Below are 24,888 nucleotides of genomic sequence, written 5' to 3' on the forward strand. Positions count from 1 at the left end.
TGGGCGCGCCTAAGACCGGATCAGCCGGAACAACGCCGACGCGCCCCAGCCAAAAAACACCGCCATCAGCAGCGCAAGCCCGGCGTAAAGCGGTGGATATTCATAGGCAAGGTTGTACAACCACCGCTCGAACACGGCTTTTTGCACGTAGATCTGGGTCTGATACCGGTCAATCACCGCGCCATTGCGGATCAGGAAGACATTGGTGACGTACGTGCCCTCCACCAGGTTCTTCGGCAGATTGATCGTCGTGCGGAACAAGGTATTGCGGTCGATCTCGACCCCCACGCCCAGATCCTGGTAGAGGCTGGCATTTTCGCGAATGCGGATCAACGCCTCGGTGAATTCGCCGGGGTTCTCGATCCCGGCGTCGCGCCGGGCCTCGTATATCGCGCGGCGGATCGAAATGCGGTTTCGGGTATCCGCCTCGAAGCTCAGGATCTCATCCAGCGGGCCACTGCTGGCCACTGCATAGAAACTGGGCGCGGTGCGGATGCGCACCGAATCGACATTCACCCAGATGCCCGCGCGGCGTTCCTTGCGCCAGACCGTCAAAGCCGAGGGCGGCCCCTCGACCGTCACGATCACATCCAGCGGTGCGTCCGCGTCAATCGGGGTTTCGCGCGTGATCGCGCCAAAGACCAGGATTTCGGAACCGCGGAAATTGGCTGTCAGCGACACATTGTTCTGGCTAAGCCCCGCCACCACGCCTTCGGCCCGCGCAACCTGCGTCAGCGCCAGAAGCATCAGGCACATGCCGAAAATCAGACGCATCAGAACTGCCCCGGCACGGTGATCGAATAGAGTTCCGCCGGCGGCCACAGCAGATCGAACGCAATCTTGCCCGACACCAGCAGCACCAGAACGGCCAACAGAATGCGCAATTGTTCCGCCTTCAGCCGCAGACCCAGCGTCGCACCGATCTGCGCGCCGATCACCCCGCCAAGGATCAGCAAAAACCCCAGCAGAATATCCACCGATTGCGAGGTGATCGCATGCATGGCCGTGGTGAAGGCCGCGACAAAAATGATCTGGAAGAGGGAGGTGCCGACGACCACCTTGGTGGGCATGCCCAGCAGGTAGATCATTGCGGGAACCATGATGAAGCCACCGCCAACCCCCATGATGGCCGCCAGAATACCCACGGCGACCCCCACAACGAGCGGCGGGATCACGCTGATATACAGGCCAGAGGTACGGAATTTCATCTTCAGCGGCAGATTATGCACCCAGATATGGGTGTGCAACTTGCGGCGTGGCACGTCCGATCGCGAGGCCCGGCGCAGGGCGCGCAGGCTTTCCTGAAGCATCATCAGGCCGATGACGCCCAGAAACAGCACATAAGACAACTGCACGAACAGGTCGATCTGGCCCAGCGCGCTCATCCAGTTGAAAATGCCGATACCAATGACCGACCCAACCATCCCGCCGATCAGAAGGACGGTGCCCATGCGCAGATCGACGGTCTTGCGCTTCAGATGCGCCAGCACGCCCGAGACAGAGGACGCCACAACCTGATTGACCCCGGTGGCCACCGCAACCGCAGGCGGTATGCCGATGAAGAACAGCAGTGGCGTGATCAGGAAGCCGCCGCCAACGCCAAACATGCCCGAAAGAAGACCAACCCCACCCCCGACCCCCAGCAACACCAGCGCGTTGACGGAGATTTCTGCGATTGGCAGGTAGATTTGCACGCCGGGGTCCAGTTCAGCCGTTTGCGTCGGTCAACGCTCTTTCACATATGCGGTGCCGCCCGCACGGGGTGGCACTGCCTTACCTACGAATCCTGCCAGAATTATGACAGTAAGGATATAGGGCAGCGCTTGCATGAACTGCACCGGCAAGACAAGCCCGGCGAGTTCAATATTCTGGTAACGGTTTGCAATCGCCTCCAGCAGGCCGAACAGCAATACCGCCCCCAGCGCCTGCCAGGGGCGCCATTTCGCAAAGATCAGCGCCGCCAGCGCGATATAGCCGCGCCCCGCAGTCATATCCTTGACAAAGCCTGCCGCCAGCCCGGTGGCCAGATACGCCCCCGCGATCCCGCAGAGCACGCCGCAGATCAGAACTGCGGCATAGCGCAGGCGCACGACGGAAACGCCCGCCGTATCCACCGCCGCCGGATTCTCGCCAACCGCGCGCAGGCGCAGGCCAAACCGGGTGCGATACAGGATGTACCAGGTCAGCGGCACGCAAAGCAGGGCGACATAAACCAGAATGGTATGGCCCGACAGGATCACCGAATAGGCCGGGCCGATCACCGGCACGTCGCGCAGCGCCTCGGCAAACGGCAGGTCCAGCCGGGGAAAGCGCCCGTCGCCGATCAGCGCCGGGGTGCGCCCGCCTTGCTGGAACCAGTCCTGCGCGATCAGCACGGTCAGGCCGGCCGCAAGGAAATTGATCGCCACGCCGGAAATCAGCTGGTTGCCACGGAATGTGATCGAGGCGACGCCGTGCAATAGCGACAGCGCCATCGACGCCAGTATCCCCGCACCAAGGCCCAGCCAGACCGACCCGGTAATCGCAGCAGTCGCCGCAGAAAAGAACGCGGCCGCCAGCATCTTGCCTTCCAGCCCGATGTCGAAAATTCCGGCGCGCTCAGAGAACAGCCCGGCCAGACAGGCCAGCAACAACGGTGTGGACAGCCGCAGGGTGCTGTCCAAAATCTGGATGACTGACGCGAGATCCATCATGCGCCCCCTTGTTTTGCCGGGCCGATGACCTTCGCGATCCCCATGCGCACCATGTTGTCCAATGCACCCGTGAACAAGATGACAAGCGCCTGGATCACCACGATCAGCTCACGCGGGATCGAAGTCCAGAGCGCCAGCTCGGCACCACCTTGATAGAGGAAGCCGAACAACAGCGCCGCCAGGAACACCCCGAACGGGTGGTTCCGCCCCATGAGCGCCACGGCGATGCCGATGAAGCCCGCGCCTTCAACGGCGTTCAGCACCAGCCGCTGCGCCTCACCCATCACGTTGTTGATCGCCATCATGCCCGACAGCCCGCCGGAAATCAGCATCACGACAATTGTGATGCGCAGCGGACTTATGCCCGCATATTGCGCCGCCGCCTCGCTATGGCCAAAGGCACGGATCTGGTAGCCAAGCCGGGTGCGCCACAGAAGAAACCACACAGCCACGCAGGCCGCGAGCGCGATCAGGAGCGAGATATTGGCAGGGGTAGAGCGGGAGAACGGAATACCCACCACCTCCAGGATTTCATGCAGCCGGGGCAACTGCGTTACCTCCGGAAACCGGGCCGAGGCCGGGTCCATCGACCCCTGGGGGCGCAACTGGTTGACCAGCACATAATTCAGCACGGCAGCGGCGATGAAATTGAACATGATCGTGGTAATCACGATATGGCTGCCGCGCTTGGCCTGCAAATAGCCCGGGATCGCGGCCCAAAGCGCGCCAAACGCCGCCGCGCCCAGCGCAGCACCCAAAAGCGCCAGCGACCAGTGCGGCCAGGGCAGATACAGACAGGCAAGCGCGACGCCAAGCCCGCCCAGCGTCGCCTGCCCTTCGCCGCCGATGTTGAACAGCTTTGCCTGAAACGCCACCGCCACCGCCAGCCCGGTGAACATGAAGTTGGTCGCGTAATAGAGCGTATAGCCCCAGCCATAGGTCGAGCCCAGCGCGCCCGAGACCATCATTTGCGTCGCGGCCCAAGGGTCTTCGCCGATCGCCACGATGACCAGCGCAGAAATGACGAAGGCCAGTATCAGCGAGACCAACGGCACCAGCACCACATCAGCCCAGTCGGGAATGCGTTTTACCGCCATATCGCCGTCCCCGTCATTCCGGTTCTCCTGTCATGCCCGCCATCAACAGACCCAGCTCACGCTCGGTCGTATGATCTGGCTGACGTTCGCCCATGATGCGCCCGTCAAACATCACTGCGATGCGGTCGGACAGGGCGAAAATTTCATCCAGTTCGACGCTGACCAGCAAGATCGCTTTGCCCGCATCGCGCAGCGCGATGATCTGCTGATGGATAAACTCAATCGCGCCAATGTCGACCCCCCGGGTGGGCTGGCCGATCAGCAGAAGGTCGGGGTTGCGCTCGATCTCGCGCGCCAGAACCAGCTTTTGCTGGTTGCCGCCCGAGAAACTCTCGGCCGTCAGCCAGGGATTCGGCGGGCGCACGTCGAAACGTTTGATCTTGGCTTCGGTGTCGCGCAGGATCGCGGCGTTATCCATCAGCAGCGCGTTTCGGTTATAGGCAGGGTCGTTGTGATAGCCGAAGGCCACGTTTTCCCACGCCGAAAAATCAAGGATCAGGCCGCGCCGATGCCGGTCTTCCGGGACATGCGCAATACCTTCGGCGCGGCGGGTCTGGCCGTCCGACGTGCGCCCTGTCAGGTCCAGCGGATTGCCGTTGATCGTGGCGCTGCCACTGGTCGCCGAGATCAGCCCGGCCAGCGCCTCCAGAAGTTCGGACTGGCCATTGCCCGCCACACCCGCGATGCCCAGGATTTCACCCGCGCGCACGGTCAGGTCGATGCCGCGCAACCGCTCCACCCCCTTGTCGTCCACCACGCGCAGGCCCTGCACATCCAGCACCGTGCGACCCGGCGTCGCCGCAGTCTTGTCGACGCGCAACAACACTTTGCGGCCAACCATAAGCTCTGCCAGATCGGTTGGGCTGGTGTCTTTTGTAGGAACGGTCGCCACCATTTCACCGCGCCGCATGACGCTCACAAAATCGGTCACCTCCATGATTTCGCGCAGTTTATGCGTAATCAGGATGATGGTTTTCCCCTGAGATTTCAGCCCCTTGAGGATACGGAACAGGTGGTCTGCCTCGGCCGGGGTCAACACGCCCGTGGGTTCATCCAAGATCAGGATGTCCGCCGAACGATAGAGCGCCTTGAGGATTTCGACCCGCTGCTGGTGCCCGACCGAAAGGTTTTCAATCAGCGCATCAGGGTCGACGCTCAACTCAAAATCCGCAGCCAGCGACTTCAGCAACCCGCGCGCCTTGTTCAGCGACGGCTTCAGGAAGCCGCCGTCTTCCGCGCCCAGGATGACGTTCTCGAGCACGCTGAAATTCTCGACCAGCTTGAAATGCTGGAACACCATGCCGATGCCCGCGCGGATCGCGGCAAGGCTGTCGTTGATCGTCGTCGGCTCGCCGTTGATGCGAATTTCGCCACTGTCGGCGCGGTAAAAGCCGTAAAGGATCGACATCAACGTCGATTTGCCCGCACCGTTCTCGCCGATGATGCCGTGGATTGTGCCTTTCTCGACGCGGATATTGATATCCTTGTTGGCCTGCACCGGGCCAAACGCCTTGGAAATCCCCCGCAATTCAATCGCGGGCGGCGTAAGGGCGGCATCGGAATGCCGCCCTGGTTTGGTTTCAACGGTCATGGAAGCAACCGGCACGGCTTATTCATAGGGGCAGGCACCATCGCTCATATAATCGTGCACAGCGATATCGCCCGCGATGATCGCTGCCGATGCGGCGTCCACGGCTTCGCGCATTTCCGCGCTGACCAGGGATTCGTTGTTTTCATCCAGCGCCCAGCCGACACCGCCAGCGGCGAGATCCATGACGTACAGCCCCGTTTCCATGTCGACGCCCGCGCTGAAGGCATCAAACACCGCATTGTCGACCCGTTTCACCATCGAGGTCAGGACCTGACCCGGGTGCATGGCGTTCTGGTTGCTGTCGACACCGATCGAAAAGATGTCCGCATCGGCTGCCGTCTGCAATACGCCGACCCCGGTGCCGCCCGCAGCAGCATACACCACATCCGCGCCCTGGCTGATCTGCGCCTGGGTGATCTCACCGCCGCGCACAGGGTCGTTCCAGGCGGCAGGCGTGGTGCCGGTGTAGTTCATCACAACGGTCGCATCGGCATTCGCGGCTTTCACGCCCTGCGCATAGCCGCAGGCAAATCGACGGATCAGCGGAATATCCATCCCGCCGACAAAGCCGACGGTGTCGGTTTCTGACGCCATCGCGGCCAGGACGCCGACCAGATAGGACCCTTCGTGTTCGGTGAACACGACCGAGCGCACGTTTTCCGCGTCAACCACGCCGTCGATGATTGCAAAGGTGGTATCGGGATAATCCGGCGCAACCTGTTCCAGCACCGACGCGAAGGCGAACCCGGTCATCACGATGGGGTTCGACCCGCTTTCAGCCAGCCGACGCAGCGCCTGTTCACGTTGGGCTTCAGACTGCATTTCGATGTCGCGGTAGGTGCCGCCGGTCTCTTCGGCCCAACGCTCCCCGCCGGCGAAAGCCGCCTCGTTGAAAGACTTGTCGAACTTGCCGCCCAGATCAAAGATCAGCGCCGGGTCTGCGAAGGCTGCGCCTGTGCTCAGCGTCAGCGCTGCTGTCGCCCCCAGAAAAGATGCGATTCTTGTCATTGTTAGCTCCCTGAATGGATTACTCGCCACCGTTGTCGCACATCAAAGCCCGAATCCGAACATACGTTTTCGTGCCGCAACACGGTGTTGCACCCGATAAGGCCGCAACGCCGACACAGGGTCAATAACTAATTTTACCACCGGGTCAGACATGCAAAAAACACCGCGTCGCTTTACAGAGTCTTGCGCAAAATCAATGCATCGGTAGCCCCGCCGCCGGGCGCGGCATAGTAACCTTTACGCCGCGCGCTCTGCGTGAATTCTGCGGCGCGGTAGAGCGCCAGTGCGGCGGCGTTATCCGCCGCAACCTCCAAAAACACCGTACGCGCGCCACGACGAAACACATCCGCGTCAAAGCACCGCAACAACGCAGCGGCAACTCCCTGGCGGCGCAAGGCGGGCGCGGTAGCGAGTGTCAGGAGTTCGGCCTCATCCAGAATGACACGCCCCAGCGCGAAGCCATACAGCACGCCGTCCCGGGTGTCAGTCTGCAAGGAGACGCCCGGTTGGGACAGGATGCTGTGAAATGACGCTTCGGACCACGGCGGCGGGCTGGTGAAACATGCTGCATGCAGGTGAGCCAGGTCGCGCGCATCAATCTTGTCAGCCCCGGTCATGCCAGAACAGTGACCGGCGGATCAGATGACGGCGCGGCATCCGCGCCGCGCAAATACATTGGCGCGGGGGACGGCATTGCCGCCCCCGCGCGCCACTTGCATGCAGCGATACCGGCAATCTGTATCGCAATTTGAGCGATCTGATCGGGCGTGTCGGGGGGGGGCATCGATTGCCCCGGCACACCCAGCACTGCGCCGATCACCTCAGCCGCGTGGCCATGAACAGCGTCGACCACGCCCAGATCGCGCGGCGGGTCGGCCGGGTCGATCAATTGCCCCGCCGACACTGGCGCACCGGATACGAACAGCTGCGCGTAGGCCCGCCCTCGCGGCGCGGCGATGCTGAAAAGCAGGCGCCTTTCGGTATCATGGGCAGCACAGACCTGAGCCATCACCTCAAAGCCCGACACACCGACCGCCGGAACCCCAAGGCTCAACGCCAAACCACGTGCTGCAGCCACGGCGATGCGCGTCCCGGTGAAATTTCCCGGGCCAATCCCCACGGCCACGCCCGTGATATCGCACCACATAACGCCCGCCGCCGACAGCACATCAGCAAACATTGGAAACAACACTTCGGACTGGCCCCGGGCAAGCGCACGGCCCTCGGCACGCAACGCCCCGCCATCGCCCGAGATCAGGGCAACAGCGACATGTGGCCCCGAGGTATCGAACGCCAGAATGAGAGAAGGGTGCGGCATCTCCAGAGGTCAGACCGCGACGGGCCGCACTTCCAAAACCTCAGGGATATAGTGGCGCAACAGGTTCTCGATGCCCATTTTCAGCGTCAGCGTCGATGACGGGCACCCCGCGCACGCGCCCTGCATGTGCAGATAGACGATACCGCGGTCAAAGCCGTGGAAAGTGATATCGCCGCCATCTTGCGCGACGGCGGGGCGCACCCGGCTGTCCAGCAGTTCCTTGATCTGGGACACGATCTCACCATCCGGGCCGTCATGCGCTGCATGGCCAGAGGTCCCGGTATCACCCCCGCCGGACAGAGCCGGGGCGCCAGACTGAAAATGCTCCATGATCGCGCCCAGCAGCGCGGGCTTGATATGCGCCCAGTCCACTGCATCGGCCTTGGTTACCGTGACGAAATCAATGCCCAGGAACACGCCGGTCACACCGTCGACGCCGTAGAGCCGTTGCGCCAGCGGCGAGCCTGTAGCGGATTCAGCGGTCGGAAAATCAGCCGTCCCGGCCTCCAGAACATCCTGACCAGGGATGAATTTCAGCGTAGCGGGGTTCGGTGTCGATTCAGTCTGGATAAACATTCAGGGCCTCCGTTCTGAAGGGGATATGCGACCGACACCCGGGCCTGTCAAGGCGCAGCGCCTTGCGAAACGGCGCGCTTCCTATCCGCATGCCAAGGCTCGGTCACAATCCGCGCCTTTCAGGGGCGCGAAGGCCAGTGTCAGCGCGGCAACGGACGTTGCACCCGGGGCATGTTCTGGAGCATCTGCAAGGCAAAGGCGGCGGGCGAGGTGTCGGTCTGCACTGCCGTCAGCTGTGCACGAACCAAAAAGCGCGTCGTCAATTCCTCGATCTTTTCAGGATCGGCGAATTGTGACAGCTTAGAGTCACCGAACATCGACTGCGCACGTTCCTGATACACGCTGAGCTGACGGTCGAGATCGAGCGCCGCAAAACTGCTCGGTAGGCCGAACGCCGTATCAAAGACCTTGCGCAGCGGCGGGGTACCCATCAGCGTGTACCATTTCGCATTGTCGCTGCCCGGCTTCGCCGCCAGACTGGTCAGGTCACGCTTCAATGCCAGGGCAAACCGCATATCCGGGTTCTGCGCCCCCACTGCGGCTTCGAAAGACTGCGCGCGATATGCCGTGATGATCTTGTCCGCGAAATCCGGGGCGCGACTCGTCGGAGCGACCCCGCCCGAGAACCCGATCGCCTCGGCCATTGCGAAATAGCGCTTGTCGGCCAGGCGATTGGCCAGCGCGCCCGGCAGATCCACCCCTTCTTCCAGTACCTTGCGGATGAAGAACCGGTTGTTGATGTCCCCCGATAACCCGAAGGCCCCCAGCAAGACCGTCATCAAACGGCGATCCCCGACCAGATCGTCCACCGATTTGACGGCGATGATCTTTTCTCGGAAATGAGTCTCATCGCGCACCATCGGGGCGCTTTTCGCAAACGCCTCGGCCTGTTTGTCGAGGGTGCGCTGCAAGAAACGCCACCCTGAAACCCCTCCCCCAAGGACAACCGGCTGAAAGCTCATGGTCTTTGGACGGCGAACAGCCGTTCCTCTCGGGGGAGCAGCGTCCGCAGGCTTCGCAGCGCCTGATACACCTCATCCGCCAGAACCGCCCGGCTGGCCATGTCGAGGATCCGCCGACTGTCTTCGTCAGAGAATACCTGGCTGAGCTGTTCAATGCCACGGATCAGGCTTTGCCGGGTCTCGGCCACGTCGGCATCGCCCGCCAGCACCATTTGCGCCAGGCAGCACATCCGCTTGACGGGGGTGTCGGCATCATCAGGATGGATGGCGTCGCGCAGCCGCAGCAGATTGGCATTGGGCGTCAGAATCGAGATGCGGGTGCGCCGGTCGCCATTCTCAATGACCGCGCCGTTGATCAACATGCGCTCATTCGGGGCCAGCTTGATGACAAGCCCCGTCATGGCGCGGCCCCATGGCCCCGCAGCCCCCGCATTACAGCGGTATTTATGTCCAGCAGGATGTCCGCAGACCCATCGCCGACCAGCAGTTTGTCGGTGTGCTGGATCGTGAACTGCGCCAGATAAACCAAGGATCGGCGCAGGGCATCAGGCAACTTATTATCGTCTTCGACCAGATCGATGGCGAAAGCGGCCCAGAGGTTGCGGTTATCGTTCAATGCTTCGACAAACTCGACGTAGCGAAGCGGCTGATCCGCCGTGTTGCGCAGCTTGCGGGTGATCCGGGCAAGCAATTCGAATTCGGTGTCGCGCGGGACGCGCATAGCGCTGGCCGGGTTGGTGTAAACCGACCGCGCAAGGGAAGAAACGCTCATCCAGGAACCTCTGTCTGTGGGGGTACGGTGCAGATTTCCACCTAGACCATGTCGCGCACAGGTCGGAACCAGACTTGCGCATCAGATAGATGGAAAAAAGCAAGGCAGAGCGTGTCGCACGCACGGGAATGAACGCGACACGGCTTAAGACGGGACGGGTCCGGGGCCAGGCATGGCCCCGGACCAATCTATCAGCGGAACAGGGACAGAACGTTCTGCGGCTGCTGGTTGGCGATCGACAGCGCCTGAATACCCAGCTGCTGCTGAACCTGAAGCGCCTGCAACCGGGCCGAGGTTTCTTCCATGTCGGCATCGACCAGACTGCCAATGCCGGCGGTCAAGGCATCGGTGAGCCCCTTGACGAATTCGGCCTGCGTGTCGATCCGGCCCTGCACAGAACCGAAGGATGCCGCGGCGTCGGTTGCAGTCTTGATCAGGCCATCGATGACGCCCAACGCACCGGCGGGATCGCTTGCAACGTTGACCCCGGCCAACGCCCCCAGGCCACCGGCGCCATTGTTAACGAACTGCGCCGTCACCGCCCTGTCCGTGCCACCGACCTGCGAGAACGACAGTGTCCCGGACGCTGAATCATCGTAGCCGATGGTCAGGCCTGTGATCCCCAGTTCATCAATCGCGGACTTCAGATTCACTGCGATGATTGCCGCAGTGCTTGTTGCCGCAACGTCCGCCGCGGTCACCTTGTAGGAGACAGCTTGTTCGCCAATCCGCACCGAAATACTGTCGCCCGCTGCATACGTTGGATCCGCAATGATAAGATCCGCCGTACCGGCGGCAGCAAGGGAGAACGTCGCAACATCTGCGGTGGTCGACGCCCCGGTCGAGCCCGTAAACGCAGCCTTGGCCGTATATCCACCGACCGACAGGTCCTGCCCGGCGACAGTGATCGACGAGGAGGTCACGGCGCCACCCGGCGCACGGTTCAACGACGACAGAATGTTCACGTTGGCGTCGTTGTCGATCAGGTTCAGGCCGCTGAACTGGGCAGCGCCGACGATCGTCTCGATCTGCCCGCGCAGCGCAACGACATCTTTCTGAATTGTATCCGCGTCGATGTTCTCCTCTTGCCCCGCAACGATCCGCCCTTTCATCTTGACCAGCAGATCAGAAATGGACTCTGCCGCCTGCCGCGCCACGGAAACCGTGGACTGGCCCAGTTGGAGACTGCCGGAAATGGCCTGGAAGCCCTTCACGTCGGATTCCATGGTCTTGGAGATCGCCCAGATGGCGGCGTTGTCTTTCGCGTTCGCCACAGATTTACCTGTCGCGATGTCCGATTGCGTCTTGGCGAGGTTAGAGTTGATGCCGCGCAGCGTTTGCAGCGCAACCATCGATCCGGTGTTGGTCAGAATGCTGGACATGAATGATACCTTTGATTTTGGCGCTTTGCGCCGATGTGACTGAACCGCAGATCGCGGCGATTGGTGCATTCTGCTGAGGGATTGTTCTGGCGTCAGAGCAACCGGCCCGTTTTGTGGCTTGACGTGAAGATGCAGCACAACCCCTTTTCAATGTGTTAAAATGCATGGGCGCAAAACGCTGGATTTGGGTATATTTTATGTAAGTTCAGGCTGGGAACGCGTTGACCCCCGGCGCCGTCTCTCAGGCGCGGTGCTGAACGGAGGCGCGCGGCGCGGAAACCGCCCGGCTGTTGCCCCGGCGATCATAGGTCCGGAACTCAGCCCCGGCTTTCAAACCCGCGAAAGCAGCGCGTGCGGTGGCAATCCCTTCCATCGAGGCGCGCAGCAAGGCTTGATTGCGAATCAGCCGGACTTCGACCTCAGGATCAATCTCTGCCGGATCCAGCTGTGTCAGGGCGGTCAGCAGTTTTTCCTTGCGGGTCAGAAGCCCTGGCAGCGCCGCAAAATTGGCCGCCAACAGGGCGCCGCGCTCTTCTTCCAGCACGCGCAGCATGCGGCGGCTCAGGCGGTCAGCGGCTGCCATCGGCCTCCTCCCGGACAAGGGCGCGAAAAATGGTTTCCGACAGGCCAAGGCCGCCAGATTTGCGGATCGCCTCTGCGTAACCTTCGACCATGAAAGAAGAAAACTGCGCCTCCCCCGTACCGCCGCCGCCGAAACCCTCCAGCGGCTTACCAAGGCCCGAGGCCTTCAGCATCTCAGTCAGAAACGCCGTCTCAAACTCCTCCGCGACGCGCCGGACGGCATCATGGCTGCGGGGTGATTGTGCCGCCGCAAGGGGGACAGCTGAGGGGATTGCATTGGGGGTCATCGGATTCTCCTGATCACATGTCACAAGATCAAACTGACCGGAGTGGGTAAAGAATCAGTAACTTATTACCTTTAAATGATGGAAGGGCAGCGACGGAGTTTCGGATGATCGACCTTCCCATCAGCCAGACGAAGGTGCACGACAGCCCACGTGTGCAGGCATCCGTGACCCTTGTGGCCGCGGATAGCGGCCCTGCCGGGGCGGGTCGGCAGCCTTTTACGCTTGGCCACGGCATGCCCGCGAAGCCGGACGCCCCCACGCCCACTGACCCGACCGAGGAAGTTGAGGCGGAGGGCGATACAGGCGCGGAAGGTGCCGCCCCGACGCCGGTCGCGCGTCCCTTCTGGGCCGTGATGGACAGCGTCGCCATCAACACCGCGACCAATATGGCGATGCCGCGCGCCGACGCCGTTGTGCCATCCCTGCCCGGGACAACGCCGGGCGCCCAACCTACAGTTGGTGCGACGCCATCGGCAGCCATGGCGGCGGCCGAACTCGCCCCCGCCGCCCCGCAGGAAGCGCTGCCGGGCGACGCCGCTCCGGCGCAGAGCGCCGTCGCCCGGCCAGGCCTCGCAATGGTGCTGCAGACGGCGCCACTGCCCGTGCAGACCGGCACGCCGACACATGGCATCGCGCAAGTCGCTGCAACCGCCCCGGCACCAGATAGCCTGTCGCCCAATACGGACATGTCGGCACTGCTGAACGTTGCGGGACCGGCGGCAACCGGGCCCACCACCGGCGCCGCGCCGCGCGCGACCGACTTCCGCCTGCCTGTCCCATTTCGCCTGCTGGACGCCTTTGGTCGACCTGAGCATCCACGTCGGTCAGACGCCTATCGGGCGCCAGATCAGCGCATCCCCCTCGCCCCCGGCGGGATCGACTTCAGCGTCCCCACGCCACCGCCCGTCATCGCGGCGCGGGCCGACCCTGGCGTCGACATCACAGCGGATCGCAGGCAAGGGGCGCTGGCCCTCGACACTCTGCCCGCTGGTACGACGATCGGCGGATCAGTGGTCGGCAGTTTCGGGGGCAATGCGCAGCTGGGGATCGCAGGGGGGGGGATCATGGGATGTGGCGCAGCATCAGCAAACCCGGCCGCCATTACCGCGCAGGTCGCGACGGCGCTGAGTCAGGCCCCGTTACCCGGGGTGATCGAGCTGACGCTTTCGCCCGCTGAACTGGGGCCGCTGCGCATTGCGATGCAGGCTGGCGATGGCGTCATGATGGTCGCGATTTCTGCCGACAATGCACAGACGCTGGACCTCATGCGCCGCAACAGCGACCTTTTGTTGCAGGAATTCCGAAACCTCGGTCACAGCAACGTCGCATTTCAGTTCAGCGGCAGCAATAGCCGTGACCAAGGCCAACGCGCGCCCAGTGGCAAGCCGGGCCAAGCCGGTTTCGACCCGATTTCAGCCCTTCCCACCACCGCCACCGCCGCGCCGAGGATCAAGGCCGATGGCCTTGATCTGCGCCTGTGAACAGGAGCCTATTATGACCGAAATATCCACGACCATCCCCAGCACGACTCAGGGTAGCCGACTGGGTCCAACCGGAAGCGCCCCCGGGACAGAGAACGCGTCGCGCCGGGTCAATGCCGATTTCCAGACATTCCTGGTCATGCTGACGACGCAGTTGCAGAATCAAGACCCCATGAACCCTATGGAATCGTCCGACTTCGCCGTCCAGCTTGCAACCTTTTCGGGGGTGGAACAGCAAGTGCTGACAAATGAACTGCTGGGCAGTCTTTCAACCCGCATGGGGCTAACGGAGCTGTCGGGATGGGTCGGGATGGAGGCGTTGACCAGCGCCGCGACGTATTTTGACGGCACCACGCCGAAGCGGCTGATCCCGCCGCAGGTCCAAGGGGCAGATCAGGCCGTCCTGACCGTGCACAACGCTTTCGGGAATGAGGTCGCGCGCGTCCCTATCCAGCCCAACCAGTCGGAGTATGCATTCAACGGGATCGGCGCCGACGGGGCGCCCCTGCCGGAAGGCAATTACAGCTTTCGGGTCGTCAGCATGCGCGAGGGCGCTGTTCTGCAGACCGATCCTGCCTTGACCTATGGGCGCATCGAGGAAGCGCGGAGCGACGGCGGCCGGGTGATGCTGGTCTTTGCCGGCGGTGCGCTGGTCGACAGTGATAGCGTGAGCGGCTTGCGCGCCCCGTCGACCTGACACAATGATCAGGTACGCGCGGACACGCTATGGCAAAACGAGGACGCGCGAACGCGGGGTGTGGCGCAGCACGCTCTGAGCTTTTGCCGGCGGGGACCAAGAACAGCCTGTCTCCAATCGGCTCTTGCCCGCGAGACAATCTGCCCGCTAAAGGGCCGCGCCGATCCAGACGCCCAGCGCCAGGGTGCCCGCACCGGCCAGCGCCCATATCCCGGGCCAGGGGGCGGCAGTCGGGGGCGGGTTGCGGGGGCGGGTGCCGACCTGCTCCATCAGCGCTTTTTCCAGCAGATCCGGCAATCTGGGCCCAAACCGCGACAGAATCAGCGCCGATTTCCGCATATCGCGCAGGATTGCCCGGGGGCCAACATGGTCCTTGATATAATCTTCGACCACCGGGCGGGCGACCTTCCACATGTTGATCTGGGGATTGAGCGACCGTGCCACGCCTTCCACCACCACCATCGTGCGTTGCAACAAGATCAACTCGGTCCGGGTCTGCATCCCGAAACGCTCGGTCACCTCGAACAGGTAGCTCAGCAGCCGCGCCATGGAGATATAGCTTGCATCCATGCCGAATATCGGTTCGCCGACCGCGCGCAGGGCGCGGGTGAATTCGTCGATATCCTGATCGGGCGGGACGTAGCCCGCCTCGAAATGCACCTGCGCGACCCGTCGGTAATCCTTCTGGATGAAGCCAAAAAGGATCTCGGCATAGGCGCGGCGCGTGTATTCATCAATCCGCCCCATGATGCCGAAATCGAAGGCGATGATATCACCCGTCGGCGATACTTTCAGGTTACCCTGGTGCATGTCGCCATGAAAATACCCGTCGCGCAGCGCGTGGCGCAAGAAAAGCTGCAAGATGCGCTCGCTCAGCTCAACCCGGTCCACGCCCAGCGCGTCGATCGCCGCATTGTCGCCCAGCGGCACCCCCTCGGCCCAGCCCAGCGTCATCACCGTGCGTCCCGACAGCCCCCATTTGGCACGCGGCACCTGGAATCCCGGATCATCGGCAGTGGTCGTGGCGAATTCCGCCGCCGCCGCCGCTTCGAGCCGCAGGTCCAACTCGCCCAGCACGACGCTTTCAAAATGCGCAATCACATCCGTGGGGCGCAGCCGACGGGTCTTTGGCAACAGGAATTCAATGATGCCCGCCGCCAGATAGAAGGCATCAATGTCCTTGCGGAACGCCTTCTCGATCCCCGGGCGCAGCACTTTGACGGCAACCTTTTCGCCAGTGTCCGCCAGCCGCGCCTGATGCACCTGCGCGATCGAGGCGGCGGCCACCGGCTCGGAAAATTCGGAGAACAGCGTGGTCACCGGCAGCGACAATTCATCCGCGATCATCTGTTTCGCGACCGTGCTGGAGAATGGCGGCAACTGGTCCTGAAGGTAGCGCAATTGCAGCGCCAGATCCTCGCCCACCACATCCGGGCGGGTCGACAGAATCTGCCCGAACTTGATGTACGCCGGACCCAGCGCGGTCAGCGCGCGGGTCGCGGGCGGCAGCGCGGGGTCGCCCGTCAGGCCCAGCCATTTGAACGGCCAGCCCAGCACGCGCGCAGCAACCCGCAGCGGGGCAGGAGCGCGCATCGCTTCCAGCACCACGGCCATGGCGCCCGTCCGCTCGAACGTGGCGCCGGTGCGGATCAGGCGCCAGATATTGTGCGGTCCACGCATGTCAGAGCTTCCAGCCAGAGTGCAGGGCCGCCACGCCCATCGACAGATTGCGGAATTTCACCTGTTCAAAACCGGCCGCCGCGATCATGGCGGCAAAGCGGTCCTGATCAGGGAACTTACGGATCGATTCGACCAGATACTGGTAGCTGTCACGGTCGCCCGTCACCATCTTGCCCATCGCGGGAATGACGTTGAACGAATACAGATCATAGGCTTTTTGCATCATCGGGTTCGGCAACTGGCTGAATTCCAGCACCATCAACCGCCCGCCGGGGCGCAGCACGCGAAATGCCTCGGACAGCGCTTCGGGGATTCGGGTGACGTTGCGGATGCCAAAGCTGATTGTGTAGACATCGAAACTGTTGTCGGCAAAGGGCAGCGCCATCGCATCGCCCACCACCCAGGACAGGGCATCGGCCTTCTGGTCGGCCTCGGCCCGTAGGCGCCCGGCGGTCAGCATGGATTCGGTCAGGTCCAGCACGGTTGCCACCGCACCGGGCGCACGGTCCACAAAGCGGAACGCGATGTCGCCGGTGCCGCCCGCCACATCCAGCAATTGTTGCCCGGGTCGCGGGGCCAGCCAGTCCATCATCGCATCCTTCCAGATGCGGTGGATGCCTGCGGACATCAGGTCGTTCATTACATCGTATTTCGACGCCACGCTGGTAAAGACGCCATGCACCAATCCGGCCTTGTCGGCCTCGCCAACGGTCTGAAACCCGAAATGCGTGGTGCCCGCGTCACCGGTCCCAGCGCTGCCCATCCCGGCGCTCTCCGTCCCGGCTTTGGTGGTCCCTTGGCGGGTTTGGCCCCGGCTGCTATCGGTCATTGGTGCCTGTCTCTTGTTTGTGCATCCTGTGGTTCCTCTTATAGGGTAGACCGGGCGCGTTACAATGCGACCCTTGAGCGACCCTTGAGCGACCGTTTCGCGACCTTTGCCCCAAACCTCAGCCCGGAGACCCGCTTGCCCGAATTGCCCGAAGTTGAAACCGTGCGGCGCGGGCTGGTCCCCGCAATGGAGGGCGGGGTTATCGCCCATGCGCAGATCAACCGCCCCGATCTGCGCTGGCCCTTCCCGCCCGATATGGCCGCGCGGCTGACCGGCAGCCGTGTGCTGCACCTGCGCCGCCGCTCCAAATACATCCTCGCCGATCTCGACACGGCCGAGACGCTGATCATCCATCTGGGCATGTCGGGCCGCATGACCGTATCGGGGTTGGCCGAGCCCTTCGTGCCGGGCGAATTCCACCACACCCACGCCGCAGCACAAAAGCACGATCATGTCATCCTCGACATGGCGAGCGGCGCGCGCGTCACCTTCAACGATGCCCGCCGCTTTGGCGCGATGGATATGGCCCCCACCGCCACGCTGGACCAGCACCGCCTGCTGGCCGGGATCGGCCCCGAACCGCTTGGTAACAGCTTTGATGCGGCCTATCTGGCCGCCCGCCTGACGGGGCGGCGCGTGCCCCTGAAGGCGGCGCTGCTTGATCAGCGGGTCCTGGCGGGGCTGGGCAATATCTATGTATGTGAGGTGCTGTTTCGCGCGGGCCTCAGCCCGCACCGCCTCTGCGCCGACCTGACCCCTGATCAGGCTGCAGCACTCGTCCCCGTCATCCGGCAGGTGCTGGAAGAAGCCATCGCCGCGGGCGGCTCATCGCTGCGCGATTACCGCCAGGCCGATGGGGAACTGGGCTATTTTCAGCACGGATTTCAGGTCTATGGCCGCGAGGGGCAGCCCTGCGCCACCCCCGGCTGCACCGCCACAATCACGCGTAGCGTACAATCTGGGCGGTCCAGCTTCTGGTGCCCCGTTTGCCAGACCTGACCAGGGCAGAAGCCCCCCCCGGGTCAGCCGCATCAAACGTGGCTTGAAACGCGGGGTCAGGATGGTATGCAGACGGGCTAGTGTATCCAACCAAGGTGACCTTCATGGCCTATGAAACGCTGATCGTCGATATCAACGACCATATCGCATTGATCCGGCTGAACCGTCCCGATGCGTTGAACGCGCTCAACAGCGCCTTGATGCGCGAACTCGCCGATGCGCTGACCGCCGCCGACCGCAACGACAAGGTCCGGTGCATCGTGCTGACAGGCTCGGAAAAGGCCTTTGCCGCCGGGGCCGATATCAAGGAGATGGCCGACAAATCCTTCGTCGATGTGTTTGAAGCCGATCTTTTCACGCCCGAGACCGAGGCGCTGCTGCGCGTGCGCAAGCCGATCATCGCCGCCGTGTCAGGCTATTGCCTGGGCGGGGGCTGCGAACTGGCAATGATGTGCGACTTCATCATCGCGTCAGACACCGCCAAGTTCGGCCAGCCCGAAATCAACCTGGGCGTGGTCGCAGGGATCGGTGGCACCCAGCGCCTGACCCGCTTCGTCGGCAAGTCCAAGGCGATGGACATGCACCTGACCGGCCGCTTCATGGATGCCGAAGAGGCAGAGCGTTCGGGCCTTGTAAGCCGAATCGTCCCCGCCAAGAAGCTGATGGATGAGGCCATGGCCGCCGCTGCCAAGGTGGCCGAGAAATCCACCCTGACCGCCAAGGTCGTGAAAGAATCGGTCAACCGCAGCTATGAGACCACGCTGCGCGAAGGCCTGCTGTTCGAGCGCCGCATGTTCCACGCCCTCTTTGCGACCGAGGACCAGAAGGAAGGGATGGCGGCCTTTCTGGAAAAACGCGAGGCGCAGTTCCGCGACCGCTGACCCCCTGGGCTGCGCGGACGCAAAAAACCCCGCGCAGCCCCGTTGACTTCACCCCGAGTCGCGCCTAAAAGCGCGTTTTCGAGATTACCCCGTACCAAATCGGATAGTGACACATGGCCAATACGCCCCAATCCAAGAAACGCGCCCGCCAGAACGACGCCCGCGCCACTGTGAACAAGGCGCGTCGGTCGCGTATCCGCACCTTCCTGCGCAAAGTGGAAGAAGCGATTGCGTCGGGCAACGCCGATAGCGCGAAAGACGCGCTGCGCGCCGTGCAGCCTGAACTGTCGCGCGGTGTGACCAAAGGCGTTCTGCACAAGAACACCGTTGCACGCAAAATGTCGCGCCTGTCGTCGCGCGTCAAAGCAATTTCCGCTTCCGCCTGACCTCTGCTGTCTGAACGGACGCAGTGGCGCGGTTTTGCGCGAAACACGTGTTTCGTTGATCTTGCTGTCTTGCGCGTGCGCTTGAAATCGATGGAAAATTACTTGAAAGGCACACCTCAGGTGTGCCTTTTTGCGTTTTGCGCCGCAGTTCAGGGACATTTTCCGCTGCGGATAAAATAACCACGCCCTTCCGATTCTTTTAACGGAAAAGAAGGGTCAAGGCCGTTGTTCAGTTGCGCCCACTCGGCTCCGCTGGCTACATTAGGGATGCGATTCATGTCGTGCTGGGGGGCAGATGTGAGACGTCGTACCAACGGACCAGGCTGCCGCTGAATAGGTCCGGCGATGACTTGCAAAATGCCTGAAACAAAGGGTTTGCGCACCGGACTGTGCCGCAGAAACGTTTCAGGCAAGCCCATATGACTTTGTGCGGTTAGAATGCCAGTGGCGGGAGTTTTCCTCGCTTCTGGTACCTGTCGCCTGTTGCCAGTCACGGCCGGGACGCATCGGACGGCGACGCGCCGGGGCAAATTGGGCGCGCGCCGCGATAACAGATAACGTCTAGAGACAGGGCGAGACGAAGCGAATGATGAATGATATCTGGGATGGGGTCGCGGACGAACTGTGCGCGGCCATCGGCAAGAACAACTATCAGACTTGGATCAAGCCCATTCGTTTCGTCTCGCTGTCGCGGGGTGTCGCGCAGCTTCAGGTCCCGACCACCTTCATCGGGGACTGGGTGTCGCGGAATTTCTCTGACCATATCCTGCGCGCCCTGGTCGGCGCCGGGCAAGAGGTCAACCGCATCGAATTCGCCGTGTTCAACCGCAGCGCCGTGCCGTCCGATGACGCCGGCGCCGCACCGCGCGAATCCCACACCACCGCAGGACCGCAGGCCCGCGCCACAGCCACCGCGCGAAACCCCGCCGCTGGCGCTGCGCCCCAACAGGCCACCGCCCTGCCCGCCCCTGACACCAACGACCTGCCCGGCGCGCCGCTCGACAGCAGGTTCAGCTTTGACAATTTCGTCGTGGGAAAGCCCAATGCGCTGGCCCACGCCGCCGCCCGCCGCGTGGCCGAGGGAGGGCCGGTGACCTTCAACCCGCTGTTCCTCTATGGTGGCGTGGGTCTCGGCAAGACCCACCTGATGCATGCAATCGCATGGGAGTTGCGCAGCCGCAGCCCCAATCTGCGCGTGCTCTACCTGTCCGCCGAACAATTCATGTACCGTTTCGTGCAGGCGCTGCGCGAAAAGCAGATCATGGATTTCAAGGAACTTTTCCGGTCGGTCGATGTGCTGATGGTCGATGACGTGCAGTTCATCGCGGGCAAGGAAAGCACGCAGGAAGAATTCTTCCATACCTTCAATGCACTGGTGGATCAGAACAAACAGATCATCATTTCCGCCGACCGCGCGCCGGGTGAGATCAAGGATCTGGAAGACCGCATCAAGTCGCGTCTGCAATGCGGGCTGGTGGTGGACCTGCATCCCACCGACTACGAGCTTCGCCTGGGCATCCTGCAGCAAAAGGCGCTGCAATACGCTGATACCTATGGCGAAATGACCGTCGCCGATGGCGTGCTGGAGTTTCTGGCCCACAGGATCACCACCAATGTCCGCGTGCTCGAAGGTGCGCTGACCCGGCTCTTCGCCTTCTCCAACCTTGTGGGCCGCGAAATCGGCATGGACCTGGTGCAAGATTGTCTGGCTGACATCCTGCGCACCTCGGACCGCCGCGTCACCGTTGAGGAAATTCAGCGCAAAGTGGCCGAGCATTACAACATCCGGCTGTCCGACATGATCGGCCCGAAACGCATGCGCACCATCGTGCGCCCGCGCCAGATCGCCATGTACCTGTCAAAGGAACTCACATCGCGCTCGCTGCCCGATATCGGGCGGCGTTTCGGCGGGCGGGATCACACCACCATCATGCATGGTGTGCGCAAGGTCGAGGAACTCTGCGATCAAGATGTCCAGATCAGCGAAGACATCGACCTGTTGCGGCGGCTGTTGCAGACCTGACGGCCAAACGCCGGGTCCCCGCACACCATGGACGGGGCAAACGCCGCGCGTTATGGCTGTAGCACGCGCCAGAATCGCAAAAACACCCGCATATCAGCGGAAAGCCGCTTGAGGCTGCCTGAAATTCGGCTAGGCTCCCGGTCCGCTACTCATGACGCTCTTTCGACCCACCAAAGGGAATTCGGCTATGAAAATCAGCATTGAACGGGCCGCGTTGCTCAAGGCCGTCGCGCAGGCACAATCGGTGGTCGAACGGCGCAATACCATTCCCATCCTCGCGAATGTCTTGATCGAGGCTGAAGGCGATACCGTCAGTTTCCGCGCCACCGATCTGGATGTCGAGGTGGTGGACCGCGCCCCCGCCACGGTAGAACGCGCCGGGGCCACCACGGTTTCGGCGGTGATGCTGCATGAAATCGTGCGCAAACTGCCCGATGGCGCGCTGGTGCAACTGACCGACGACCAGCGCACCGGGCGCTTCACCGTCGCGGCGGGCCGGTCCACCTTCAGCCTGACCACTTTGCCACGCGAAGATTTTCCCGTGATGGCGTCCAGCGAATACAGCTGCAATTTCTCGGCCCCCGCAAAGGCGCTGCGCCGCCTGTTCGACAAGGCCAAGTTTGCAATTTCCACTGAGGAAACGCGCTACTACCTCAACGGCGTCTATATGCATGTCGCCGATGGCGATAACGGTCGCGTGTTGCGTTGCGTGGCCACCGATGGCCACCGCCTGGCGCGGATCGACGCGCCCCTGCCCGACGGGGCCGAAGGCATGCCCGGCGTGATCGTGCCGCGCAAGACCGTGGGCGAGTTGAAGAAGCTGCTGGAAGACGACGATATGCAGATCGCCGTGTCGGTATCGGAAACCAAACTGCGTTTCGCAACGCCGAACATCAGCCTGACGTCGAAGGTCATCGACGGCACGTTCCCCGATTACACCCGCGTCATCCCCACCGGCAACACCAAGCGGTTAGAGGTGGATGCCGCCGAATTCGCCCGCGCCGTGGATCGGGTGGCAACCGTGTCGTCGGAACGCTCACGCGCGGTGAAACTGTCGCTTGAAGAAGACAAGCTGGTGCTGTCGGTCAACGCTCCTGATTCTGGCGCGGCCGAGGAAGAGCTGGTTGTCGCCTATGCCGATGAGCCGCTGGAAATCGGCTTCAACGCAAAATATCTGCTGGAGATCGCCAATCAGGTGGATCTGGAAAACGCTGTCTTCCTGTTCAATTCCAGCGGTGACCCGACACTGATGCGCGAAGGCAGCGACACATCGGCGGTCTATGTCGTCATGCCGATGCGGGTCTGACGCGCCCCCCGGCCTGCCAACGCCCCGCACAGCCTGCCCGCCCCCATGCCGCCGCGCCGTGGTCCGGGTTGACACAGGGTATTCCTGAACCGGGGCATTCCTGAACCGGGGCATTCCCGCCATGAGCCTGCATCTGGATCGTCTGACCCTGTCACATTTCCGCTCGCATCTGCGCGCGGGCATGGTGCTCGATGGGCGGCCCGTGGCGCTTTTTGGCCCCAATGGTGCGGGCAAGACCAATGTGTTGGAAGCGGTCTCGCTGCTGTCGCCGGGCCGTGGACTGCGCCGCGCCCGCCCCGATGACATCGCCCGCGCGCCCGAAAACCTTGGCTGGAAGATCACTGCGGCCTTGACGACGCCCGATGCGCAGCACGAAATCACCACATGGGCCGAAGCCGGGCAGTCGCGCCAGACCCGCATTGACGGCAAGGCCGCGCCGCAAACCGCCCTTGGGGCACTGGCCGCCGTGGTCTGGCTGACCCCCGCCATGGACCGGCTGTGGACCGAAGGGGCCGAGGGGCGCCGCCGCTATCTGGACCGTATGGCGCTGTCGTTCTTCCCCGGCCATGCCGATGCAGTGCTGAGTTATGAGAAAGCCATGCGCGACCGAAATCGCCTGCTGCGCGATCAGGTGCGTGATGCTGCGTGGTATGCCGCGCTCGAATCGCAGATGGCGCAGGCGGGGGCGGTGCTGTCGGCCAACCGCACCGCCGCGCTGGACCGACTGGCGCGCGCGACCGAAGACGCCGCAACGGCCTTCCCCACCGCAGATCTGGCGCTGACGGGGCCAGACGGTGAGGGCCTGCTGCCCCAATCTGCGCCCGACATCGCCACTGCGCTGGCCGAATCCCGTCGCCGCGATCTGGCCGCCGGTCGCACGCTGACCGGCCCGCACCGCACCGATCTGACCGCCGTCTACCGCGCCAAGGGCGTGGCCGCCGCGCAGGCATCGACGGGCGAACAGAAGGCGCTGCTGATCTCGCTGATCCTCGCCAATGCCCGCGCCTTGCATCAAGACCGGGGCGCGCCGCCACTTTTGTTGCTGGATGAGGTCAGCGCGCATCTTGACGCCGACCGCCGCGCCGCGCTTTATGACGAACTGACGGTACTGGGCGCACAGGCCTGGATGACCGGCACCGAACCGGGGCTGTTCAGCGACCTTGGCCCCCGCGCGCAGATGTTCACCGTCACCGAGACTGGCGGCACCTCATCCATCACCGAAAGGCCCATGCCATGACCCTGCCCCTCCAGCGCGTGACGCTTATCACCCTTGGCGTTGCTGATCTGACCCGGGCGCGCGCCTTCTATGCCGCGCTGGGCTGGCAGGCGGTGGATGAAATCCCCGGCGTGTCGTTCTTTCAGATGAACGGCCTGGCGCTGGGGCTGTTCGGTCTGGCCGATCTGGCGAAAGATCAGGGCCGCCCCGACGCCCCCCTTGGCACGGGTGCGATTACGCTGGCGCAGAATTTCGCCACCCCCGCCGAGGTGGATGCGGCCTACGCCGCCGCACTGGATGCCGGTGCAATCCCGTTGAAAGCGCCCGAATCTGTCTTCTGGGGCGGCTATTCAGGCTATTACGCCGACCCCGACGGCCATGTCTGGGAACTGGCGCATAACCCGTACTGGCCGCTGAACGAAGACGGCAGCCTGACTCTGCCGACGACAGCACCATGACCATATCCGCACTGGACCTGTTGTTCTACGCAGGCGCGCTTGTCATCTTGTTCCTGACGCCCGGCCCGGTCTGGGTCGCGCTGACCGCGCGTGCGCTGTCGGGCGGCTTCGCCTCGGCCTGGCCGTTGGCGGTAGGCGTCGCGCTGGGCGACCTTTTGTGGCCGCTGGCCGCGATCTTCGGCCTGTCATGGATCCTGACACTCTATGACGGCTTCCTTGGCCTGATGCGCTGGGTGGCGGTGGCGACCTTCATCATCATGGGGTGGCTCTTGATCCGCAACGCGGGCAAGACCCTCTCCGCCGACAGCCGCCTGATGCGGCCCGGTATGTGGGCGGGCTTCATGGCAGGCATCGCGGTGATCCTTGCCAACCCAAAGGCCATCTTGTTCTACATGGGAATGCTGCCGGGTTTCTTCGATCTGACACGCGTGACCGTGCCGGATATCGCCGCGATTCTGGCTGTATCGGCGCTGGTGCCTATGATCGGAAACCTCGGCATGGCGCTGATGATCGGACGGGTGCGGCGCTTCCTGAAATCGCCCGAGGCGGTGGCGCGGACCAACCGCATTTCCGGTGGCCTGCTGATCGCTGTGGGCATCGCGATCGGCTTCACCTGAAGGCCCCCCCAGACCCCGCACAGCCCCCCACCGATAAACGCTAAATC

Annotated in this window: 27 protein-coding genes; 10 read left to right on the forward strand and 17 right to left on the reverse strand. The window is 63.0% G+C overall.

Annotated elements, in window-relative coordinates:
- Positions 1–9: 9 nt before the first annotated feature.
- The 15 genes from H9529_RS07750 to H9529_RS07820 form a co-directional block, all read right to left on the reverse strand.
- The gene (locus H9529_RS07750; RefSeq protein ID WP_092887499.1) at positions 10–774 is read right to left on the reverse strand and encodes a TIGR02186 family protein; all 765 of its coding nucleotides are present in this window, start codon (positions 772–774) and stop codon (positions 10–12) included.
- A complete protein-coding gene (locus H9529_RS07755; protein WP_092887496.1) occupies positions 774–1,694 on the reverse strand; it encodes a sulfite exporter TauE/SafE family protein in 921 nt (306 codons plus the stop codon). Before H9529_RS07755 ends, H9529_RS07750 begins: the two co-directional genes overlap by 1 nt.
- A gap of 30 nt (positions 1,695–1,724) precedes the next feature.
- Positions 1,725–2,693 (reverse strand): ABC transporter permease, encoded by a 969-nt coding sequence (locus H9529_RS07760; RefSeq protein ID WP_092887493.1) that lies wholly within the window; start codon positions 2,691–2,693, stop codon positions 1,725–1,727.
- Positions 2,690–3,790 carry an ABC transporter permease gene (locus H9529_RS07765; RefSeq protein WP_092887490.1) on the reverse strand — a complete coding sequence of 367 codons (1,101 nt, stop codon included), beginning with the start codon at positions 3,788–3,790 and terminating at the stop codon, positions 2,690–2,692. Before H9529_RS07765 ends, H9529_RS07760 begins: the two co-directional genes overlap by 4 nt.
- A 13-nt stretch (positions 3,791–3,803) precedes the next feature.
- Positions 3,804–5,381, reverse strand: coding sequence for an ABC transporter ATP-binding protein (locus H9529_RS07770; protein ID WP_092887487.1), 1,578 nt, complete (start codon positions 5,379–5,381; stop codon positions 3,804–3,806).
- Between the two features lie 18 nt (positions 5,382–5,399).
- Positions 5,400–6,389 carry a BMP family lipoprotein gene (locus H9529_RS07775; protein WP_092887484.1) on the reverse strand — a complete coding sequence of 330 codons (990 nt, stop codon included), beginning with the start codon at positions 6,387–6,389 and terminating at the stop codon, positions 5,400–5,402.
- A 173-nt stretch (positions 6,390–6,562) separates the two neighbouring features.
- Positions 6,563–7,006, reverse strand: coding sequence for a ribosomal protein S18-alanine N-acetyltransferase (rimI, locus tag H9529_RS07780; protein WP_092887481.1), 444 nt, complete (start codon positions 7,004–7,006; stop codon positions 6,563–6,565).
- Positions 7,003–7,707, reverse strand: a complete 705-nt coding sequence (gene tsaB, locus H9529_RS07785; protein ID WP_092887478.1) for a tRNA (adenosine(37)-N6)-threonylcarbamoyltransferase complex dimerization subunit type 1 TsaB — start codon at positions 7,705–7,707, stop codon at positions 7,003–7,005. Before tsaB ends, rimI begins: the two co-directional genes overlap by 4 nt.
- 9 nt (positions 7,708–7,716) lie before the next feature.
- A complete protein-coding gene (locus H9529_RS07790) occupies positions 7,717–8,283 on the reverse strand; it encodes a NifU family protein (protein ID WP_092887475.1) in 567 nt (188 codons plus the stop codon).
- A gap of 140 nt (positions 8,284–8,423) precedes the next feature.
- Positions 8,424–9,194 (reverse strand): DUF1217 domain-containing protein, encoded by a 771-nt coding sequence (locus H9529_RS07795; protein WP_223814332.1) that lies wholly within the window; start codon positions 9,192–9,194, stop codon positions 8,424–8,426.
- Between the two features lie 47 nt (positions 9,195–9,241).
- Positions 9,242–9,646: a flagellar biosynthesis repressor FlbT gene (gene flbT / locus H9529_RS07800; RefSeq protein ID WP_092887469.1), complete on the reverse strand. Its 405-nt coding sequence runs from the start codon at positions 9,644–9,646 to the stop codon at positions 9,242–9,244.
- Complete coding sequence (flaF, locus tag H9529_RS07805) at positions 9,643–10,017, reverse strand: flagellar biosynthesis regulator FlaF (RefSeq protein ID WP_092887466.1); 375 nt, start codon at positions 10,015–10,017, stop codon at positions 9,643–9,645. Before flaF ends, flbT begins: the two co-directional genes overlap by 4 nt.
- A 191-nt stretch (positions 10,018–10,208) precedes the next feature.
- A complete protein-coding gene (locus H9529_RS07810; RefSeq protein WP_092887463.1) occupies positions 10,209–11,399 on the reverse strand; it encodes a flagellin N-terminal helical domain-containing protein in 1,191 nt (396 codons plus the stop codon).
- A gap of 241 nt (positions 11,400–11,640) precedes the next feature.
- The gene (locus H9529_RS07815) at positions 11,641–11,982 is read right to left on the reverse strand and encodes a hypothetical protein (RefSeq protein ID WP_092887460.1); all 342 of its coding nucleotides are present in this window, start codon (positions 11,980–11,982) and stop codon (positions 11,641–11,643) included.
- Positions 11,969–12,268 carry a rod-binding protein gene (locus tag H9529_RS07820; RefSeq protein ID WP_092887457.1) on the reverse strand — a complete coding sequence of 100 codons (300 nt, stop codon included), beginning with the start codon at positions 12,266–12,268 and terminating at the stop codon, positions 11,969–11,971. Before H9529_RS07820 ends, H9529_RS07815 begins: the two co-directional genes overlap by 14 nt.
- 104 nt (positions 12,269–12,372) lie before the next feature.
- On the opposite strand from H9529_RS07820, the gene H9529_RS07825 reads away from it, so the two are divergent.
- Both H9529_RS07825 and H9529_RS07830 read left to right on the forward strand, forming a co-directional pair.
- A complete protein-coding gene (locus tag H9529_RS07825) occupies positions 12,373–13,749 on the forward strand; it encodes a flagellar hook-length control protein FliK (RefSeq protein WP_092887454.1) in 1,377 nt (458 codons plus the stop codon).
- A gap of 13 nt (positions 13,750–13,762) precedes the next feature.
- Positions 13,763–14,446 (forward strand): flagellar hook capping FlgD N-terminal domain-containing protein, encoded by a 684-nt coding sequence (locus H9529_RS07830; protein WP_176847001.1) that lies wholly within the window; start codon positions 13,763–13,765, stop codon positions 14,444–14,446.
- A gap of 147 nt (positions 14,447–14,593) precedes the next feature.
- On the opposite strand, the gene ubiB is transcribed toward H9529_RS07830, so the two are convergent.
- Together ubiB and ubiE are read right to left on the reverse strand one after the other, a co-directional pair.
- The gene (gene ubiB, locus H9529_RS07835; protein WP_092887448.1) at positions 14,594–16,126 is read right to left on the reverse strand and encodes a 2-polyprenylphenol 6-hydroxylase; all 1,533 of its coding nucleotides are present in this window, start codon (positions 16,124–16,126) and stop codon (positions 14,594–14,596) included.
- 1 nt (position 16,127) lies between these two features.
- Positions 16,128–16,889, reverse strand: coding sequence for a bifunctional demethylmenaquinone methyltransferase/2-methoxy-6-polyprenyl-1,4-benzoquinol methylase UbiE (gene ubiE, locus H9529_RS07840; protein ID WP_092888171.1), 762 nt, complete (start codon positions 16,887–16,889; stop codon positions 16,128–16,130).
- Between the two features lie 201 nt (positions 16,890–17,090).
- Between ubiE and mutM the strand changes: the two genes are divergently transcribed.
- The 8 genes from mutM (at position 17,091) to H9529_RS07880 (ending at position 24,841) form a co-directional block, all read left to right on the forward strand.
- Positions 17,091–17,954, forward strand: coding sequence for a bifunctional DNA-formamidopyrimidine glycosylase/DNA-(apurinic or apyrimidinic site) lyase (mutM, locus tag H9529_RS07845; RefSeq protein WP_092888168.1), 864 nt, complete (start codon positions 17,091–17,093; stop codon positions 17,952–17,954).
- A gap of 104 nt (positions 17,955–18,058) precedes the next feature.
- Positions 18,059–18,835, forward strand: a complete 777-nt coding sequence (locus H9529_RS07850) for an enoyl-CoA hydratase (RefSeq protein ID WP_092888165.1) — start codon at positions 18,059–18,061, stop codon at positions 18,833–18,835.
- 113 nt (positions 18,836–18,948) lie between these two features.
- Positions 18,949–19,221, forward strand: a complete 273-nt coding sequence (rpsT, locus tag H9529_RS07855; protein WP_092887445.1) for a 30S ribosomal protein S20 — start codon at positions 18,949–18,951, stop codon at positions 19,219–19,221.
- Positions 19,222–19,807: 586 nt separating this feature from the next.
- Positions 19,808–21,244: a chromosomal replication initiator protein DnaA gene (dnaA, locus tag H9529_RS07860; protein ID WP_092887442.1), complete on the forward strand. Its 1,437-nt coding sequence runs from the start codon at positions 19,808–19,810 to the stop codon at positions 21,242–21,244.
- Positions 21,245–21,431: 187 nt separating this feature from the next.
- The gene (gene dnaN / locus H9529_RS07865; protein ID WP_092887439.1) at positions 21,432–22,550 is read left to right on the forward strand and encodes a DNA polymerase III subunit beta; all 1,119 of its coding nucleotides are present in this window, start codon (positions 21,432–21,434) and stop codon (positions 22,548–22,550) included.
- 121 nt (positions 22,551–22,671) lie between these two features.
- The gene (gene recF, locus H9529_RS07870; protein ID WP_176846999.1) at positions 22,672–23,787 is read left to right on the forward strand and encodes a DNA replication/repair protein RecF; all 1,116 of its coding nucleotides are present in this window, start codon (positions 22,672–22,674) and stop codon (positions 23,785–23,787) included.
- A 2-nt stretch (positions 23,788–23,789) separates the two neighbouring features.
- Positions 23,790–24,224, forward strand: coding sequence for a VOC family protein (locus tag H9529_RS07875; RefSeq protein WP_092888162.1), 435 nt, complete (start codon positions 23,790–23,792; stop codon positions 24,222–24,224).
- Complete coding sequence (locus tag H9529_RS07880) at positions 24,221–24,841, forward strand: LysE family translocator (protein WP_092887433.1); 621 nt, start codon at positions 24,221–24,223, stop codon at positions 24,839–24,841. Before H9529_RS07875 ends, H9529_RS07880 begins: the two co-directional genes overlap by 4 nt.
- The last annotated feature ends 47 nt before the right edge of the window (positions 24,842–24,888 follow it).

This window comes from Roseicitreum antarcticum (genome assembly GCF_014681765.1).
Lineage (GTDB): Bacteria > Pseudomonadota > Alphaproteobacteria > Rhodobacterales > Rhodobacteraceae > Roseicitreum > Roseicitreum antarcticum.

Excerpts from the sequence above, each read along its gene's own strand:
- flaF (WP_092887466.1), bottom strand. The coding sequence starts at position 10,017 with ATGAGCGTTTCTTCCCTTGCGCGGTCGGTTTACACCAACCCGGCCAGC.
- H9529_RS07775 (WP_092887484.1), bottom strand. The coding sequence starts at position 6,389 with ATGACAAGAATCGCATCTTTTCTGGGGGCGACAGCAGCGCTGACGCTG.
- H9529_RS07815 (WP_092887460.1), bottom strand. The coding sequence starts at position 11,982 with ATGGCAGCCGCTGACCGCCTGAGCCGCCGCATGCTGCGCGTGCTGGAA.
- H9529_RS07760 (WP_092887493.1), bottom strand. The coding sequence starts at position 2,693 with ATGATGGATCTCGCGTCAGTCATCCAGATTTTGGACAGCACCCTGCGG.
- H9529_RS07810 (WP_092887463.1), bottom strand. The coding sequence starts at position 11,399 with ATGTCCAGCATTCTGACCAACACCGGATCGATGGTTGCGCTGCAAACG.
- H9529_RS07850 (WP_092888165.1), top strand. The coding sequence starts at position 18,059 with ATGGCCTATGAAACGCTGATCGTCGATATCAACGACCATATCGCATTG.
- recF (WP_176846999.1), top strand. The coding sequence starts at position 22,672 with ATGAGCCTGCATCTGGATCGTCTGACCCTGTCACATTTCCGCTCGCAT.
- dnaN (WP_092887439.1), top strand. The coding sequence starts at position 21,432 with ATGAAAATCAGCATTGAACGGGCCGCGTTGCTCAAGGCCGTCGCGCAG.
- rpsT (WP_092887445.1), top strand. The coding sequence starts at position 18,949 with ATGGCCAATACGCCCCAATCCAAGAAACGCGCCCGCCAGAACGACGCC.
- dnaA (WP_092887442.1), top strand. The coding sequence starts at position 19,808 with ATGATGAATGATATCTGGGATGGGGTCGCGGACGAACTGTGCGCGGCC.
- H9529_RS07790 (WP_092887475.1), bottom strand. The coding sequence starts at position 8,283 with ATGTTTATCCAGACTGAATCGACACCGAACCCCGCTACGCTGAAATTC.
- H9529_RS07880 (WP_092887433.1), top strand. The coding sequence starts at position 24,221 with ATGACCATATCCGCACTGGACCTGTTGTTCTACGCAGGCGCGCTTGTC.
- H9529_RS07825 (WP_092887454.1), top strand. The coding sequence starts at position 12,373 with ATGATCGACCTTCCCATCAGCCAGACGAAGGTGCACGACAGCCCACGT.
- H9529_RS07820 (WP_092887457.1), bottom strand. The coding sequence starts at position 12,268 with ATGACCCCCAATGCAATCCCCTCAGCTGTCCCCCTTGCGGCGGCACAA.
- flbT (WP_092887469.1), bottom strand. The coding sequence starts at position 9,646 with ATGACGGGGCTTGTCATCAAGCTGGCCCCGAATGAGCGCATGTTGATC.
- H9529_RS07770 (WP_092887487.1), bottom strand. The coding sequence starts at position 5,381 with ATGACCGTTGAAACCAAACCAGGGCGGCATTCCGATGCCGCCCTTACG.
- rimI (WP_092887481.1), bottom strand. The coding sequence starts at position 7,006 with ATGACCGGGGCTGACAAGATTGATGCGCGCGACCTGGCTCACCTGCAT.
- H9529_RS07750 (WP_092887499.1), bottom strand. The coding sequence starts at position 774 with ATGCGTCTGATTTTCGGCATGTGCCTGATGCTTCTGGCGCTGACGCAG.
- ubiE (WP_092888171.1), bottom strand. The coding sequence starts at position 16,889 with ATGGGCAGCGCTGGGACCGGTGACGCGGGCACCACGCATTTCGGGTTT.
- H9529_RS07830 (WP_176847001.1), top strand. The coding sequence starts at position 13,763 with ATGACCGAAATATCCACGACCATCCCCAGCACGACTCAGGGTAGCCGA.
- ubiB (WP_092887448.1), bottom strand. The coding sequence starts at position 16,126 with ATGCGTGGACCGCACAATATCTGGCGCCTGATCCGCACCGGCGCCACG.
- H9529_RS07765 (WP_092887490.1), bottom strand. The coding sequence starts at position 3,790 with ATGGCGGTAAAACGCATTCCCGACTGGGCTGATGTGGTGCTGGTGCCG.
- tsaB (WP_092887478.1), bottom strand. The coding sequence starts at position 7,707 with ATGCCGCACCCTTCTCTCATTCTGGCGTTCGATACCTCGGGGCCACAT.